The organism is Pseudomonas sp. BBP2017, assembly GCF_003024385.1.
In the GTDB taxonomy this organism is placed as follows: Bacteria; Pseudomonadota; Gammaproteobacteria; order Pseudomonadales; family Pseudomonadaceae; genus Aquipseudomonas.
The window spans coordinates 122,457-138,643 of record NZ_PVZN01000013.1 but is presented as its reverse complement, the minus strand read 5'-3'; the positions used below and the strand labels follow the sequence as shown (position 1 = coordinate 138,643).

Below are 16,187 nucleotides of genomic sequence, written 5' to 3'. Positions count from 1 at the left end.
TTCATATTTTCTTGTCCGATCGGTCAGGCTTGTTGTAACCGTTTTCCGTTATCCAGAAGCAGGCACAAAGAGGTCGAGCCGATCCCATCTACCTTTGCACGCATTCTTCAACAGCCACGACCGGCCAAGGGGATTATCAGGCCCCGGGTAACGGTCGCTGTGGCAACAAGCTTAGTTGCGATCAAGGCGGGTGCAAGGCGGGGTGGCGGGGGAGGTGCGACGTTTGGTCGCAAGGGGGGAATGGAACCGCCGCATCCGGGTGGATGCGGCGATTTGAGTCAAGGCTCAGTTACGCGATGATTTCACTTGGCAGACAGGTTTTCGCCTTGAGCCGGTTCGTCCTGTGACAGGCTATAGACATAGGCGGCCAGCAGATGGACTTTGTCGTTACCCTGGATGGCTTCCTGGGCAGGCATCTGGCCCTGGCGACCATAGCGAATGGTCTGTTGCAGCTGGGCGAAGCTCGATCCGTAGATGAACGCTTGCGGGTGAGTCAGGTCCGGTGCGCCCATGGCTGGCGTGCCCTTGCCTTGCGGGCCATGGCAGGCTACGCAGTTGGCGGCGAAGAGCTTCTCGCCGTTGCCGACATCCGCCTTGGTGCCTTCTGGCAGCTTGCGACCATCGAGGTTGGTCAGAACGAAACCGGCCACATCAGCTACACCTTGCTCGCCAATCACTTCGGCCCAGGCCGGCATGACGCCATGGCGACCGCTCATGATCGACTGCTTGATGGTCTGCGGCTCGCCGCCCCAACGCCAGTCCTTGTCAGTGAGGTTAGGGAAACCGTAGGCACCCTTGGCATCCGAGCCGTGGCACACCGAGCAGTTAGAGGCGAACAGGCGGCCACCCATTTTCAGCGCTTGTGGATCCTTGGCCACTTCTTCTACCGGCATGGCAGCAAACTTGGCGAAGATCGGGCCGAACTTGGCGTCCGCCTTGTCCATTTCTTTCTGCCATTCGTTGACTTGGGTCCAGCCGTTCTCATAGCCCGGCAGGATGCCTTTCCAGTTACCCAGGCCCGGATAGAGAATCAGGTAGCCAACGCCGAACGCCAGGGTGCCGACGAACAGCCAGAACCACCACTTGGGCAGCGGGTTGTCGTACTCCTCGATGCCGTCGAAGGTGTGGCCCATGGTCTGGTCGCTGGTCCCCGGTTTTTCACCCTTGCGCGTGGCCAGCAACAGCCAGGTCAAGCCGATCAGGCTGCCGATGGTCAGTACGCAGATGTACGTACTCCAGAAGGTGGTCATTGCCCGTTACTCCTCGGTGCGGGTTCGTTGGCGGCAGGTGCAAGGCGGTCATCGGCGAACGGCAACAGGCTTGCCTCGGCAAACTCGCGGTCACGCCGACCGTTGAACACCCACAGCGACAGGCCGATGAAGGCGACGGCCACCAGCAGGGTGCCCAGGCCGCGCAGCTGGCCGATATCCAGTGTGAAGTCCATGGCCCTTACCTCTTGTTCTTGATCGCGGTGCCGAGCACCTGCAGGTAGGCAACCAGTGCATCCATTTCGGTCTTTCCTTTGATCGATTCCACCGCAGTGCTGATATCCGCATCGGTGTAGGGCACGCCCAGGGTGCGCATGGTGCGCAGCTTGGTCTCGGTGTGACTGCTGTCCACCGGGTTGGCCACCAGCCATGGGTAGGCCGGCATCTTCGACTCGGGTACGACGTTGCGCGGGTTGTACAGGTGCGCACGGTGCCAGTCATCGGAGTAACGGCCGCCGACACGGGCCAGGTCCGGACCGGTACGCTTGGAGCCCCACAGAAACGGGTGGTCCCAGACGCTTTCACCGGCGACCGAGTAGTGGCCGTAGCGCTCGGTCTCGGCGCGGAATGGACGGATCATCTGCGAGTGGCACTGTACGCAGCCTTCGCGGATGTAAATGTCACGGCCTTCCAGTTGTAGCGCGGTGTACGGCTTCATGCCCTCGACCGGCTTGTTGGTGACGTCCTGGAAGAACAGCGGGACGATCTGGGTCAGACCGCCGATGCTGACGGCAAAGACCATCAACAGCACCAGCAGGAAGACGTTCTTCTCGATTACTTCGTGTTTCATCTCGGTCTCCTCAGGCCAGCTGCGTAGCGGCAGGGGCGGTCGCGGTCACCGGGGCACGCACAGTGCGCCAGGTGTTCCAGGCCATCAGCAGCATGCCGGTGAGGAAGATTGCCCCGCCGACGAAGCGCACGATGAAGCCAGGGTGGCTGGCCACCAGGGTTTCAACGAAGGAGTAGGTCAGGGTGCCGTCGGCGTTGACCGCGCGCCACATCAGGCCCTGGGCGATACCGTTGACCCACATCGAGGCGATGTACAGCACGGTGCCGATGGTCGCCAGCCAGAAGTGCGCGTTGATCAGGCCGATGCTGTGCATCTGCTCGCGACCGAAGACTTTCGGGATCATGTGGTACAGGGCGCCGATCGAGATCATCGCTACCCAGCCCAGAGCGCCGGCGTGTACGTGGCCGATGGTCCAGTCGGTGTAGTGTGACAGGGCGTTGACGGTCTTGATCGCCATCATCGGACCTTCGAAGGTCGACATGCCGTAGAACGCCAGGGATACCACCAGGAAACGCAGGATCGGGTCGCTGCGCAGCTTATGCCAGGCACCCGAGAGGGTCATCATGCCGTTGATCATGCCACCCCAGCTTGGCGCCAGGAGGATCAGCGACATGATCATGCCCAGCGACTGCGCCCAGTCTGGCAGGGCGGTGTAGTGCAGGTGGTGGGGACCGGCCCAGATGTACAGGGTGATCAGCGCCCAGAAGTGCACGATCGACAGGCGATAGGAATACACCGGACGCTCAGCTTGTTTAGGCACGAAGTAGTACATCATGCCGAGGAAGCCCGCAGTCAGGAAGAAGCCCACGGCGTTGTGGCCGTACCACCACTGGACCATGGCGTCAGTGGCGCCGCTGTACAGCGAGTAGGACTTGGTCAGGCTGACCGGCAGTTCCAGGTTGTTGACGATGTGCAGGATCGCCACGGTGATGATGAACGCACCGAAGAACCAGTTGCCCACGTAGATGTGCTTGGTGGTGCGCTTCATCAGGGTACCGAAGAACACCACGGCGTAAGCGACCCAGACAATGGTGATCAGGATATCGATCGGCCATTCCAGTTCGGCGTACTCCTTGGAGCTGGTGTAACCCAGCGGCAGGGTGATGGCGGCAAGCACGATCACCAATTGCCAGGCCCAGAAGGTGAACGCGGCAAGGCGTGGTGAGAACAGGGTGGTCTGGCAAGTTCGCTGGACCGAATAGTAGGAGGCGGCGAACAGCGCGCAACCACCGAAGGCGAAGATCACCGCGTTGGTATGCAGCGGGCGCAGGCGCCCGAAGCTGGTCCAGGGGAGGTCGAAGTTGAGTGAAGGCCAGACGAGTTGCGCGGCAAGAAAAACGCCGAGCCCCATCCCGACGATTCCCCACACCACCGTCATAATGGCGAATTGGCGGACCACCTTGTAGTTGTAGGCGGTACTGCTGGTTGTGTTCATGTATGGGTTCCCATCCACGGTTATAGGCAGGCTAAATAGCGAGGCAAGCATGATTAATGGGCAAGTGGCCGGTATTGACGGGGATCAATGGGCGCGGTTGATCGAAAACCGTGGCTGGCGCTGGAATGCCCCGCAAAATCAGGGGAATGGCGCGCATTTACGCTGTCTGATTCTGGCTCATGGCGCGGGTGCGCCGATGGACAGCGGGTTCATGGAAGAAATCGCGCAAAGGCTGGCGGCACAAGGGCTGGGGGTGTTGCGCTTCGAGTTTCCTTATATGGCGCAGCGGCGCCTCGATGGTGGCAAAAGGCCCCCAAACCCGCAGGCCAAGCTGCTCGAATGCTGGCGTGAGGTGTATCAACAGGTGCGACCATTGGTCGCTGGGACGCTGGCCATTGGTGGCAAGTCCATGGGCGGGCGAATGGCTAGCCTGCTGGCCGATGAGCTGGGTGCTGATGCGCTGGTGTGCCTGGGGTATCCCTTCTATGCCGCTGGCAAGCCGGAAAAGCCACGGGTGGCGCATCTGGCTGAATTGCACACGCCAACGCTGATCATCCAGGGCGAACGGGATGCGTTGGGTAATCGGCAGACGGTGGAAGGCTATGAACTATCGCCAGCGATCGAACTGCACTGGCTGGAGGCGGGGGATCATGATCTGAAGCCGTTGAGGGCTTCGGGGTTCAGTCATGGCGATCATCTGCAGACCGCTGCAGATCGGATTGTGGCGTTTGTGCGCTGACTTTGTTTTTCCAGTTACATCACATCGCGGGGCAAGCCCGCTCCCACAGGGTATAGGTACAACCAGTGGGAGCGGGCTTGCCCCGCGAAATTTTTTCAATCAGCCGCGGTATTCGCACAGGTAGGCGGTATCCACTGCCACCTTCAGCTGGAACTTGCTGTTGGCCGGCACGTTGAACTGGCTGCCTGCCGAGAAGGTTTCCCAGTTGTCGCTGTCAGGCAGCTTGACGGTCAGGGCGCCAGACACCACATGCATGATTTCACGCTGGGCAGTGCCGAATTCGTACTCGCCGGGGGCCATCACCCCAACCGTGGCCGGACCTTCGGCGGTGCCAAAGGCGATCGATTTGACGGTGCCATCAAAGTACTCGTTGACCTTAAACATGGGCGACTCCTGAAAAGGGGCTGAAAAGGTTGGCCAGTATGCCCAAGGCGTCTGGCGCCGTCATCCGCTTTCAGGTGCCGTTGACCGACAGAGTCAACGGCAGCAACCGCGCAGTATTGCGGGCATCTTCAAGGGCGCGGTGCTGCTGGCCGCTGAACTGCAGGCCGGCCAGTTGCAAGGCGCCGTTCAGGCCGAGTGGCCGTTGCAGTTGACGTGTCTTGGCGAAACGTTGCTTGAGATTGATGTGCGGCAGGTCGGCGAGCACGCTGTGCAATTGATGCAGCTGCCACTCCTGCAGCAATTGCTGACGGTCATAGTCGCCCCAGCTGACCCAGGCCTGCAGGTGACCCCGATGATGACCGATCCAGCGTTCGAACTGTCCCCACACTTCACCGAAGGAGGCAGCCGTGTCGACATTGGCCTGGCTGATATGTGTTAGCTCACGGCAAAAAGGTGTCAGTTGCGGGCGTCGCCGTGGTTTGACGAAGCGCTGGAAATGATCGACCTCCCGGCCCTGTCGATTGACCAGCGTCGCACCAATTTCAATCACTTCCATATCCGTGACCGGCCAACCCCCATCATCTGTGGTTGCTTCCAGGTCGATCACCAGCCAATGCCCCATAGTAGGCTCCCTTGCAAGACTCGCTAGAGCGTAGCCAAACTTCAACGCTTGGGGTATCCCCTGGCCTTTTGCCGGTAACTGGAATTTGGCACAATCGATGGTTGTACAGGGCCAGGAAAACGCCTAGCTTAGGCGCAATCCGGTTAATACCCGCAAAGAGTGTGTCACTTTGACTCAAACTTTCATGCCGCAGGCTGTGTCTTTCCTGTCCATGCTCGCCACCCTGTGGCTGGCGTCACCGGTCCAGGCATTCGAGGAAGTCGAGGTCAAGGTCGGTGCCGCGCATTTTCCTCCTTATACCGTGCGTCCCGAGAAGGGAGCCGAGACCGGGCTGTTGCCCCAGTTGGTCGAGGCATTGAACAACGCCCAGCAGCACTACCGTTTCGTCTTGGTGGCGACCTCAATCCCGCGTCGATTCGGCGATCTCCGCCAGGGGCGCACCGACATGGCGATTTTCGAGAATCCTCAATGGGGATGGCAAGATATCGAGCATGTGGCGGTCGATATGGGGCTGGAAGATGCCGAAATATTCGTCACCCATCTTCAGCCAGACCGTGATGAGCGCTACTTTGCCGACCTCAACGGCAAGCGTCTGGCCCTGTACAGCGGTTATCACTACGCGTTTGCCGGTTTCAATCCGGACCCGCAATACCTGGCCGAACACTACAATGCGACCTTGACCTACTCCCACGACAGTAACCTGCTGATGGTTCAGCGCGGTCGAGCCGATGTCGCCCTGGTGACCCGTTCCTACCTCAGCGATTTCCTCGTGCGCAATCCGGGCAGCGTCGGCAAATTGCTGACCTCGCAGCGGGTTGATCAGATCTATCACCATTACGCTTTGTTGCGCCCTGACGCACCGATCAGTGGCCCGGCCTTTGCCGGTCTGTTGCAGCAACTGCGCGACAAGGGCGAACTGTTGCGGATCTTCCAGCCTTACCGCATCAGCGTAAGTGCGCCTCGGGCAAACTAAATATCATTCGGGCGGCCACGTTCACAAAGGTGAGCACCTTTCCTTCGTGAGCCAAGACCATGCCTTTCGACACTGCTTCGCAAACGTTATCCTTACCCCGCTGGCGTAGCCTGGACGCCGATGAAAGTGACTGCCACCTGAGCCTTGTGCTTGAAGGCAGCCCGTTGATTCGTGTGCGTGTGGTGCGTGGTGAAACACTGCACGTCCACCTTGAAGCGTTTGCCCTCGACCGGCCACAGCAAGCCCTGTGGGCGGCATGCTATTGGCTGTTCGCCCGCGACCCTGGCTGTCAGCGCCTGACCTGGCACCTGAGTCCGGCACCGGCCGACGCGCTGCTCAGCGGTTTGCTGGTTGAGCAAGCCCAGGGCGGAGTGTACAGCTGTGAAAGGGCGCAGTTCTGGCAATTGCCGCAGCCCTGGTTAGGCCAAGCGTTTGACGGTGCCTACCCGCAACAGATGCAGATTACCGAAGGCAAGCGCCATCCGCGCCGCGCACCGAAACCCCGTGGTGAGGTGTACCGGCGATTCGATGCGCGCCTGGGGGGCTGGGTGTCGCTGCGTACCCTGGAAATCGATGCCGATCTGGAGCGTTTCAACCGCTGGCAGAACAACCCGCGGGTCCTGAATTTCTGGCAGGAGGGCGGCAGCCTCGAGCAGCACCGCGACTACCTGAACAAGCTGCAAGCTGATCCTCACAGCCTGACGTTAATCGGTTGTTTCGACGATCAACCCTTTGCCTACTTCGAAGCCTATTGGGCCAAGGAAGACCGCATTGCTCCCTTCTATGCAGTCGATGACTACGATCGTGGCATTCACATGCTGGTCGGTGAAGAGCATCACCGTGGGCCGCACAAGGTTGCCAGCTGGTTGTCGGCCCTGGTGCACTACCTGTTCCTCGACGACCCGCGCACCTCGCGGGTGGTGGCCGAGCCACGTGCCGACAACAGCAAGATGATCGGCTACATGCACGATCAGTGCTTTCATTGCGAGAAGGAATTCGACTTCCCGCATAAGCGGGCAGCTTTGATGATTCTGGGGCGGGAGCGGTTCTTCGAGCGTTGTAGGCTCGCTTAATGCTCAAGCTGCAAGTTGTCAGCTGCAAGCTTCAAGTTGATCGTGCGCGACTTGCCGCTTGAAGCTGCGGCTCTCAAGCCCTCCGGCTTGAGACTTTCCGACAATGCACCATGGCGTCGCGGATCATGAAGTTGACCAGGGTCGGCGAGACGCCCAGTTCTTTGGCGATGTCTTTTTGTGCAACGCCGTGCAGGCGATACATCTCGAACGCATAGCGTGTGCGCTGTGGCAGTTCGTTCAACGCGTCGGCGATGTGCTCCAGGGTGGCGAAGTTGATGTGCGTGGCTTCGGGCGAGGCGCCCTGGACGACCACGTTCAGACCTTCCTCTTCGCTGCCGGAGTACTTGAGCTCCATGGACTGCTTGCGGTAGTGGTCGATGGCCAGGTTGCGCACGATCTGGAACAGGTAGCTCAGTTGAGCCTTGAACGAGGAGGTGATCTGCGGCGCAGAGCTGAGCCGAAAAAAAGCGTCCTGCACCACATCTTCAGCGCGGGATCGGCAGCCGGTGATGCGCGCGGCGATCTTGACCAGAATGCTGCGGTTGTCGACAAACGCCTGGAGTAACGGTGAATCGCACTTACCTGTGGATAGTTGTTCCGCCATGGAAATCACCTTTTCTCTAAGAGGGAGGGGAGCACTCCAAATTAGGAGGCTTCCTACGACGTGCGACAAACTATTATTAGTGATAATCATTGTCAAATGAGAAAATTAATTAATATCACGATAATTTTGTTATAAGCCGTGGGTGTGAACCACTTCAAGAAGCCGCCGCCCCGCTCCCGCTGCACGCAGCACGCAGCACTGGCCGATGTCTGGCAGTTACCCGCGCTGCCGGATCCACTGGCTTGCCGAAGGGGGGCGGATGGTCGAGCAGCGCGGCATGCTCAACAACCCGTTGAGCAAGGTGCCGTACCTGCAACGGGACGAACAGGACGTGATCGCCCAGACCGCCTCGCAGCGTTTCGACATTTCCGTCTGGCCGATCCTCGCCGTGCCGTTATTCGGTGCGCAGGTGGCGATTGTGCCCAACAGCATTGCCCATGATCCCCAAGGCCTGCTTGAGCACGTTCAGGCCTGCGGGATCACGGTGCTGGAGAGTCTGCCGTCGCTGATCCAGGGCATGCTCGCCAACGAGCATCAGCAACTCGACGGCCTGCGCTGGATGCTACCAACCGGGGAGGCGATGCCTCCTGAGCTGGCTTGGCAGTGGTTGCAACGCTATCCGCAGATCGGCCTGGTCAATGCCTATGGCGCAGCGCCGCCCGGATGGTGTGCTCGAATACGTCGGGCGCATGGACCGCCAGGTGAAGATCCGAGGTTACCGCATCGAATGGGGTGAGATCGAAGCGCGTCTGCACGAACAGGCCGAGGTTCGCGACGCGGCGGTGGGGGTTCAGCAAGGGTACAGAAGGCACTGCAACTGAGCATGCCGTTGCGGGCGATGTTTGAGTGCAGCACCGTCGAGGCGTTGGCGAGCTACGTGGAAGGCCTCAAGGCCAGCGAGCTGAGCGACGACAAGGTCGATCGGCTCAGTAACCTGATGGCTGAGCTGGAGGCGCTGTAGGGCCTAGGCCGTGGCAGGACAGCTACGTCGCAGGTCGTGTTTGAGCAACACGACCGAGGCGGCCAGCAGCACGGCGTGCTCGATCAGAAAGGACGTTGCGCCAGCCATGGCCGTAAAGCCGCCGGCACTGTTCTCCCAGCCCCGGGGGTGGTCAGGCTCAGGCGTAGCGACGTGATGTTGAGGGAGGCGCGTACAAAGGCGTCGAGGTAGGCGAAGCGGGTCATGGAGAGTTCCTTTTCGGTTAGAGGTACTCTCCAGACGCTTTGCTTGTACTGCTGTTTCAACCTGCTGTCAGCAGGTCAACGTTTGCCCAGAATCTTACCGAGCATCTCCGGGCGTGGCGCGCCTTGCTGCGTTTGCAGTTGCTGTTGCTCATCCAGGTAGAAGATCGCCGGGGTAGCCGCCAATCCCAGTTCCTCCATCAACGCCTGGTTGCCATCAAGCTTGCTTTGCACGGCAGCGGGGATTTTCTCCAGTGCCTTGAGGCTACTGGACTTGCCGGCACTCTCATGTTTGAGCAGGGCCTGGACCGGATCATTGCTGGCCAACAGCGCCGCCGATTTGCCTGGGCTGTCTTCACGGATGATGCCGACCATGATGTGGCGCAACTGCACTTTGCCCGATTCGACCCAGGGCCGCGCCTGCTGCCAGAACATATTGCAGTACGGGCAGTTGGGGTCGCTGAACAGATAGACAACGCGTGGCGCATCGGCTTTGCCGTCGGCGATCCAGGCGCTCTTTTCCATCTTCGCCCAGACCTCCTTGGCCATCGGTGCGTAGACCAGCTTTTCCAGCGGTGCTTCGCTGAGGTCCTTGCCTTGTTCATCGAACAGGCTGCCGACCAGCACATGTTTGCCATCGGGTGTCAGATACAAGGCCATGCCTCGGTTCTGGTACTCGGCCGCGTAACCGCGCAGGCCGTTGGGGGCATCGAAGCTGCCTTTGATCTTTACGCCTTTGGCTTCCATTTGCTGCACGGCCTTGGGCAGGGTTTCGGCCATGGCAGCCTGGCTGGCCAGCAGGCTAAAGGTCAGAGTCAGCGGCAGTTTCAGCAAAGGGTGCATGTGTCATTCCTTGAAGAGTGGGTGACGGCGGGCGCAGGAGTGCGCTCAAAGGATTCCAGGGCGTGGCTCAGGCTTGCCCGCGACAACTCGCCCAGATGGCTGCCAACCAGACGGCCGTCGGCGTCGTAGAACAGGGTGGTGGGCAGGGCCATGGAACCGACCTGCTGGGCCAACTGGCCCCCGCCATCAAACAGCACATGGGACAGGTTCAGCCCGGTGGTGGCGAGAAAGGTGCTGACCGTCTGCGGGGTTTCTCCCTGGTTGACGAACAGGAAGGTGATGTCCGGGTGTTCGTGCTGTGCCTGTTGCAACACCGGCATTTCCCGGCGGCAAGGCGGGCACCAGGTGGCCCAGAGGTTGATGACCAGCGGCCGGCCACGATAGGCGGTCAGTTGCACGGCCTGACCATTGGCCTTGTGCAGGCTCATCTCCGGCAATTGCGTACCTTGCTCATAGAGGTGACTGGCCAGGCTGCCGAGTAACCAGAACAGCACACCGCTGAACAAGCCCCAGCCCAACGGACGGCGCAAGCTGGAGCGGCGCCAGCCTTGCCACAAAGCACCGATGGCCACCACCAGCAAGCCTGGCCAGAGCAGAAAGCCGCCGTCGCGCAGGTCGACAATCTGTAGAGGATCATCGCGGTACATCGGCCAATAGCTGAGTATGAACCCCAGGCGCGCCCCCAGCAGGCCCAGCAGGAACAGACCGAACAGCACCGATTCAGGGTTGTCGCCACCGCGTTTGGCCACACGCCAACCAACCAGCGAGGCCAAGACTAGCGCGCAGAGCAGCAACAGATGATCGACGGCCATGGTCAGCGGCCCGAGGTTTACCGTCAGCATCAGCCTTGACTCCGGGTCTGGGTCCACTGTTCGAGGAAGTTCGTTACATCGATTTCACCGGTGATGCGGCGGCTGCGGCGCTCGTTACCCTCCGGGCCGATCCAGATCAGGCTGGGCGGGCCAGGCACCTGGTAACGCTGTAGCAATTCGCGGCTGGAGGGCGCATCGGCGGTAACATCCAGGCGCAGCAAGCGTACGCCGTTCAGCGCGGTCAGCACCTCGGCGCGGGCGAATACCTGTTTTTCCATGACCTTGCACGACACGCACCAGTCGGCATAGTAGTCGAGCAACACCCACTGCCCCTGGGCCTTGGCTGTTTCCAGCTCGCGTTGCAGCTCAGTCGGCTGGCTGACGGTGATGAATGCATCGCTGTGGGCGACGCTGGCAAGCGTGCCGTTAACCGCGCGGAAGGGCTGCAGCGGTTGCCAGGGGTCGTCGCCACCGGCGGCCGCACCGATCACCAGCAGGCTGCCCCAGAAGCCCAGCAGCAGCGACAACGCGCGGATTGGCCGCAACCCATGCAGCGCAGGCCATGCCGCCCAGGCCAGGGCGATCAGCCAGGCACCGGCCAAGCCCAGCCACAGCGAGGGTTCCAGCACGGTGCGCAGGGTATACAGGGCCATGGCCAGGAACACGAAGCCGAACAGGCCCTTGACCAGGTTCATCCACGGGCCGGGGCGCGGCAGGTAGCGATTGCCCAGGGTAACCAGCAGCAACAGCGGCAAGCCCATGCCTATGCCGAGGGTGAACAGCACCAACCCTCCGTGGACGGCATTGCCGCTCTGGGCGATGTACAACAGGGCGCCGGCCAGGGGCGCCGTCATGCACGGGCCCATCAACAGCCCCGAGAGCGCACCGAGCAAGGCTGCACCATACAAGTTGCCGCCCCGGGTACCGTGGCCGGCGCGCTCCAGGCGATCACGCAGCCAGGCCGGTAACTGCAACTCGAAAGCACCGAACATCGGCAAGGCCAGCAACACAAACAGGCCGGCCAGGGTGCCGAGCAACCAGGGTTGTTGCAACCAGGCCTGAAGACTTCCACCCAGCAACGCGGCAATCACGCCGAGGGCGGCGTACACCAGCGCCATACTCAGGACGTAAACGCTGGCCAATGCCCAGCCACGGCGGGCACTCACGCCATTACCCAGGACCAGCCCAGCGAGGATCGGCAGCATCGGCAGCGAACAGGGTGTGAAGGCCAGCAGCAGGCCCAGGCCCAGGAAGGCCAGCAGGCTCCAGCCCAGGCCCGATTGCTGCAGGCTGCCAGCGAGGGCTTGATCGCTGGCTTGTTCATCAACAGTTGTGGTGCTCAGGCTGACCAGATTGGTCTGTGGTGGGTAGCACAATCCGGCATCGGCGCAGCCTTGCCAGCCCATGCGTAACTGGCCACTGGCGGAGGCGGGGAGGATCAGCTCAAGTTCGCCGCGATACACCAGGGTTTCGCCGAAGAACTCATCCTGATGGGCCAAGGCTTCAGGCAGGGCAGGCTGAAGTTCGGCAGGCAGGCCTTCGAACTTCAGGCGTTTCTGGTACAGGTAGTAGCCATCGGTGATTTTCCAGTGCAGGCGCATCTGCCCGGATTCCAGGCGCTCACTGCTGAACACGAACGCCTTGTCCACCGGCAGAAAGTCGCTCTGGGCAAAGGGGTTGGCCTGGGTCAGGCCGCTGAACAGGAGCATCAGGGCAAGTAGTAAAGTACGCATCTCAAAGCCTTGGTGGTGCGATAAGTGCCCGATCCTGGCCGAGCGAGATTAACCGAGTGTTAACCCATAGGCGTCGATTGTCGCCTGAACCGCGACGATCAGCTGCTGGCGCGGCATAATCCTGGCTTAATCCGCTTGCGCTTCACTGTCACTTTTAGCATCGAGACCGAACATGCATGTACTGCTCTGCGAGGATGACGACCTGATTGCCAGCGGCATCGCCGCGGGGCTGACTGCCCAGGGCATGACCGTGGACAGGGTCGCCACGGCGGCAGCGGCCCAGGCCATGCTCCAGGCTGCAGCCTTCGATGTCATGGTGCTGGATCTGGGCTTGCCCGATGAAGATGGCCTCAAACTGCTGCAGCGCCTGCGTCAGCAGGGCGAGAGCCTGCCGGTGCTGGTCCTCACCGCCCGCGATGCGGTCACTGACCGGGTCGACGGTCTGCAGGCCGGTGCCGACGATTACTTGCTAAAACCCTTCGACCTGCGCGAGCTGGCTGCGCGCCTGCATACCCTGTTGCGGCGCTCGGCCGGGCGTGCGGTCAATATCATCGAGCACGGCCCGCTCAGCTACGATCCCAGCAGCCGCGAAACCTGCCTGGGCGGTATACCGGTCGACCTGTCACGGCGCGAGCAGGCGCTGTTGCAAGCGCTGTTGCACAACCGTGGCAGGGTGTTGTCCAGCGAGCAGCTCAAAGACAGCGTCTATGGCTTTGGTGACGAGGTCGAGAGCAACGCCTTGAACGTGCACATTCATCACCTGCGGCGCAAATTGGGCAATGGCATCGTCGAGACCGTACGCGGCCTGGGTTATCGCCTGGGGCCGGCACAGTTGCCGGAGGTCGAGCAGCCATGAGCCTGCGCGTACGCCTGACGCTGATCCTCGGCACCGCTTTCGTGCTTATCTGGGCCCTGGCAGCGGCGTGGATGCTGCGCGACCTGCGCTATCAGATGATGTTTTCCCTCGACCAGCGCCTGGTGGCTTCGGCGCGCATGGTTGCCGGGCTGATCGATCAGTTGCCGCAGCCACTGACGGCCAAGGGCGAGGGCACAAAGTTGAGTGCCGACCAGCTCAGCGTGCCGGATGGCATGGCCTGTCAGGTCAGCTCGTTACGTGGCGAGATCATTGCCCGCAACCATAGTCAGGGACACACCCTCGACGACGATCGCAGTGGTTTTCGCGACCAGACTATCGAGGGTGCGCGTTGGCGCACGTTTACCTATTACCGCGGTGATGTCCGTATCACCACGGCGGACCGTCATCAGGAGCGTGAGGCGCTGAATCGCTCGATCTTGTTGGCGGCTTCGGCACCGGTGTTTGTGGCCTTGCTCGGAACGCTTGGGCTGCTATGGATCGGTATCGGTAAGGGCCTGGCACCGCTCAACCGCATGCGTGATGCCCTGCGCCGGCGAAGCCCTGATGCCCTTGAGCCGTTGCAAGTGCGCGCCTTGCCCAGCGAGTTGCAACCACTGCTGGATACCCAGAACCAGCTGTTCTTGCGCATTGCCCAGACGATCGAACGCGAACGACGCCTGACCGACGACGCCGCCCATGAGTTGCGCACGCCGCTGACCGCCATCAAGACCCACCTGCAGGTGGCCCGAATGACCGATGGAGCGGTGCGTGAGCAAGCGCTGGAGCACGCCGAGCAGGGCGCGGACCGCTTGCACCGGACGTTGGAGCAGTTGCTGCTGTTGGCGCGGGTTGAAGGCAGCTTGTCGTTTGAGGATGGGGTGCAGTGCAACGCCGAACAGGTGGCCCGCCAGGCGATCCAGGACACCGGGCTTGACAATTCGCAGCGCATTGACCTGCAATTGGCCCCGGAAGCAGCCCAGGCCTACCTCGGCATGCCTTCGCCACTGGCCGTGACCGCCTTGCGCAACCTGCTGGACAACGCGTTGCGTCACACCCGTGGCCCGGCACCGGTGGAACTGGCGGTGCAGATGGAGAAGGGGCAGGTGGCTTTCCTGGTGCGTGATCACGGCCCCGGCATCGTCGAGCAGGACCTTGAGCGCCTTACCGAGCGTTTCTGGCGCAATGGTCAAAGCGGTAGTTGCGGGTTGGGGTTGGCGATTGTTCAGGCCATCGTCCAGCGCTGTGCCGGTTCCTTGCGGTTCGACAGCCGCAACGATGGTCTGCGGGTGTTCTTGCATATCCCTTTACGTTCCTCGCAATAAAAAAACTGTCAGGCTAAATCCGCAAGACGCTGAAGCGTTTTTCAAGCGATAACAACCCGACACACATCTGGTAACAGGCGCGTGACGGGCACATCCGCTTGCTTGCGAGGGTTTCTCCAGATGTCAGTCGCTATCAGCCTTGCCCAGCCGCTGCCGGTGTCTTCGGACGCGGCCGCTGCCGAAACGCTTTATCACTTCGAAGAGTCGCCCTTGCTGGCCCGACAAAAGCAGCAAGAGTCCAATGCCCGCAGTTACCCGCGACGCATTCCCCTGGCGCTGAAAAAGGCCCGTGGCCTGTATGTCGAAGATGTCGAAGGGCGTCAGTTCATCGACTGCCTGGCCGGGGCCGGGACGCTGGCGCTGGGCCACAACCACCCGGTGGTGATCGAGGCGATCCAGCAAGTGCTGACGGACGAACTGCCCCTGCACACCCTCGACCTCACCACACCGGTGAAGGACCAGTTCGTTCAGGATCTGTTCGGCCTGTTGCCGCAGGCTTTGCGTGACGAAGCGAAGATCCAGTTCTGCGGGCCGACCGGTACCGACGCAGTGGAGGCGGCCTTGAAACTGGTGCGCACCGCGACCGGTCGCACCACCGTGCTGTCGTTCCAGGGCGGCTATCACGGCATGTCTCAAGGGGCTTTGAGCCTGATGGGCAGTCTGGCACCGAAAAAGCCTTTGGCCGGGCTGCTGAGCAATGGTGTGCAGTTTTTGCCGTATCCCTATGACTACCGTTGCCCGTTTGGTCTGGGCGGCGAGGCGGGGGTCAAGGTCAACCTGCATTATCTGGAGAACCTGCTGAACGATCCGGAAGGCGGTGTGCAAGTGCCAGCAGCGGTGATCGTCGAGGCGGTGCAAGGCGAAGGCGGGGTGATTCCGGCGGATCTGGAATGGTTGCGCGGTGTGCGGCGGATTACCGAGAAGGCCGGTGTGGCCTTGATCGTCGATGAAATCCAGAGTGGATTTGCGCGCACCGGCAAGATCTTTGCTTTCGAACACGCAGGTATCGTTCCCGATGTGGTGGTGATGTCCAAAGCGATTGGAGGCAGCCTGCCGCTGGCGGTAGTGGTTTACCGTCAGTGGCTGGATACCTGGCAACCGGGGGCGCATGCCGGGACGTTCCGCGGTAATCAGATGGCCATGGCTGCCGGTTCTGCCGTGATGAAATACATCAAGGATCATGACCTGTGCGCCCATGCTCAGGCGATGGGCGAGCGTTTGAATGGGCATCTGCGCCGCTTGCAGGTGGACTTCCCGCAGCTGGGCGATATCCGTGGCCGAGGCCTGATGCTTGGCGTCGAGCTGGTCGACCCGGCAAGTGCCAAGGATGCCCAGGGTCACCCGGGCGCGTGTCCGCAGCTGGCGCCGCTGGTACAGCGCGAGTGCCTCAAGCGTGGTCTGATTCTTGAGCTGGGTGGCCGCCACGGGGCGGTTGTACGCTTCCTGCCGCCACTGGTGATTACCGCTGAACAGATCGATGAAGTGGCTGCACGGTTCGGACGGGCGCTGGCAGCGGCTGTGGCGAGGCTCTGACAGCACTATCGCGGGGTA

The 16,187-nt window shown here is 61.3% G+C and carries 16 protein-coding genes and 1 pseudogene; 7 read left to right on the top strand and 10 right to left on the bottom strand.

All coding sequences use genetic code 11. The features are described from left to right. Positions 1-302 precede the first annotated feature (302 nt). Genes ccoP through ccoN form a run of 4 tightly spaced genes read right to left on the bottom strand, consistent with a single transcriptional unit; the run spans position 303 to position 3,493 of the window. Positions 303-1,250, bottom strand: a complete 948-nt coding sequence (ccoP, locus tag C6382_RS16775; protein ID WP_107025502.1) for a cytochrome-c oxidase, cbb3-type subunit III — start codon at positions 1,248-1,250, stop codon at positions 303-305. After that, complete coding sequence (locus tag C6382_RS16770; protein WP_107025501.1) at positions 1,247-1,444, bottom strand: CcoQ/FixQ family Cbb3-type cytochrome c oxidase assembly chaperone; 198 nt, start codon at positions 1,442-1,444, stop codon at positions 1,247-1,249. The genes ccoP and C6382_RS16770 overlap by 4 nt, the downstream gene beginning before the upstream one ends. Before the next feature lie 5 nt (positions 1,445-1,449). Beyond that, positions 1,450-2,058: a cytochrome-c oxidase, cbb3-type subunit II gene (ccoO, locus tag C6382_RS16765; RefSeq protein ID WP_107025500.1), complete on the bottom strand. Its 609-nt coding sequence runs from the start codon at positions 2,056-2,058 to the stop codon at positions 1,450-1,452. A gap of 10 nt (positions 2,059-2,068) precedes the next feature. Further along, positions 2,069-3,493 carry a cytochrome-c oxidase, cbb3-type subunit I gene (ccoN, locus tag C6382_RS16760; protein ID WP_107025499.1) on the bottom strand — a complete coding sequence of 475 codons (1,425 nt, stop codon included), beginning with the start codon at positions 3,491-3,493 and terminating at the stop codon, positions 2,069-2,071. A gap of 49 nt (positions 3,494-3,542) precedes the next feature. On the opposite strand from ccoN, the gene C6382_RS16755 reads away from it, so the two are divergent. Continuing rightward, positions 3,543-4,232: an alpha/beta family hydrolase gene (locus C6382_RS16755; RefSeq protein ID WP_107025498.1), complete on the top strand. Its 690-nt coding sequence runs from the start codon at positions 3,543-3,545 to the stop codon at positions 4,230-4,232. A 99-nt stretch (positions 4,233-4,331) separates the two neighbouring features. Here the strand turns inward: C6382_RS16755 and C6382_RS16750 are convergent, their stop codons facing one another. Next, positions 4,332-4,616, bottom strand: coding sequence for a pyrimidine/purine nucleoside phosphorylase (locus C6382_RS16750; protein WP_010225980.1), 285 nt, complete (start codon positions 4,614-4,616; stop codon positions 4,332-4,334). A gap of 70 nt (positions 4,617-4,686) precedes the next feature. Beyond that, positions 4,687-5,238, bottom strand: a complete 552-nt coding sequence (locus C6382_RS16745; protein ID WP_107025497.1) for an exonuclease domain-containing protein — start codon at positions 5,236-5,238, stop codon at positions 4,687-4,689. A 211-nt stretch (positions 5,239-5,449) separates the two neighbouring features. On the opposite strand from C6382_RS16745, the gene C6382_RS16740 reads away from it, so the two are divergent. Next, entirely contained in the window at positions 5,450-6,211 is a 762-nt protein-coding gene (locus C6382_RS16740) for an ABC transporter substrate-binding protein (RefSeq protein ID WP_178082793.1), read from the top strand. 59 nt (positions 6,212-6,270) lie between these two features. Next, positions 6,271-7,284 carry a GNAT family N-acetyltransferase gene (locus C6382_RS16735; protein WP_107025495.1) on the top strand — a complete coding sequence of 338 codons (1,014 nt, stop codon included), beginning with the start codon at positions 6,271-6,273 and terminating at the stop codon, positions 7,282-7,284. 73 nt (positions 7,285-7,357) lie between these two features. Here the strand turns inward: C6382_RS16735 and C6382_RS16730 are convergent, their stop codons facing one another. Then, positions 7,358-7,888 carry an RNA polymerase factor sigma-70 gene (locus C6382_RS16730; protein ID WP_107025494.1) on the bottom strand — a complete coding sequence of 177 codons (531 nt, stop codon included), beginning with the start codon at positions 7,886-7,888 and terminating at the stop codon, positions 7,358-7,360. Between the two features lie 215 nt (positions 7,889-8,103). Here C6382_RS16730 and C6382_RS16725 point away from each other — a divergent pair. Next, positions 8,104-8,849: pseudogene (locus C6382_RS16725) on the top strand (AMP-binding protein); the annotation flags it as partial. 299 nt (positions 8,850-9,148) lie between these two features. Here the strand turns inward: C6382_RS16725 and dsbG are convergent. Genes dsbG through dsbD form a run of 3 tightly spaced genes read right to left on the bottom strand, consistent with a single transcriptional unit; the run spans position 9,149 to position 12,458 of the window. Next, positions 9,149-9,913: a thiol:disulfide interchange protein DsbG gene (gene dsbG / locus C6382_RS16720; RefSeq protein WP_107025493.1), complete on the bottom strand. Its 765-nt coding sequence runs from the start codon at positions 9,911-9,913 to the stop codon at positions 9,149-9,151. Then, positions 9,898-10,755, bottom strand: a complete 858-nt coding sequence (locus C6382_RS16715) for a TlpA disulfide reductase family protein (protein WP_107025492.1) — start codon at positions 10,753-10,755, stop codon at positions 9,898-9,900. The genes dsbG and C6382_RS16715 overlap by 16 nt, the downstream gene beginning before the upstream one ends. After that, a complete protein-coding gene (dsbD, locus tag C6382_RS16710) occupies positions 10,755-12,458 on the bottom strand; it encodes a protein-disulfide reductase DsbD (protein ID WP_107025491.1) in 1,704 nt (567 codons plus the stop codon). Before dsbD ends, C6382_RS16715 begins: the two co-directional genes overlap by 1 nt. 172 nt (positions 12,459-12,630) lie before the next feature. Here dsbD and C6382_RS16705 point away from each other — a divergent pair, with 172 nt between their 5' ends. The 3 genes from C6382_RS16705 (at position 12,631) to C6382_RS16695 (ending at position 16,169) form a co-directional block, all read left to right on the top strand. Next, positions 12,631-13,314: a response regulator transcription factor gene (locus C6382_RS16705; protein ID WP_107025490.1), complete on the top strand. Its 684-nt coding sequence runs from the start codon at positions 12,631-12,633 to the stop codon at positions 13,312-13,314. Continuing rightward, positions 13,311-14,636 (top strand): ATP-binding protein, encoded by a 1,326-nt coding sequence (locus C6382_RS16700; RefSeq protein WP_107025489.1) that lies wholly within the window; start codon positions 13,311-13,313, stop codon positions 14,634-14,636. The genes C6382_RS16705 and C6382_RS16700 overlap by 4 nt, the downstream gene beginning before the upstream one ends. A gap of 120 nt (positions 14,637-14,756) precedes the next feature. Then, positions 14,757-16,169, top strand: a complete 1,413-nt coding sequence (locus C6382_RS16695) for an aspartate aminotransferase family protein (RefSeq protein WP_107025488.1) — start codon at positions 14,757-14,759, stop codon at positions 16,167-16,169. Positions 16,170-16,187: the final 18 nt, after the last annotated feature.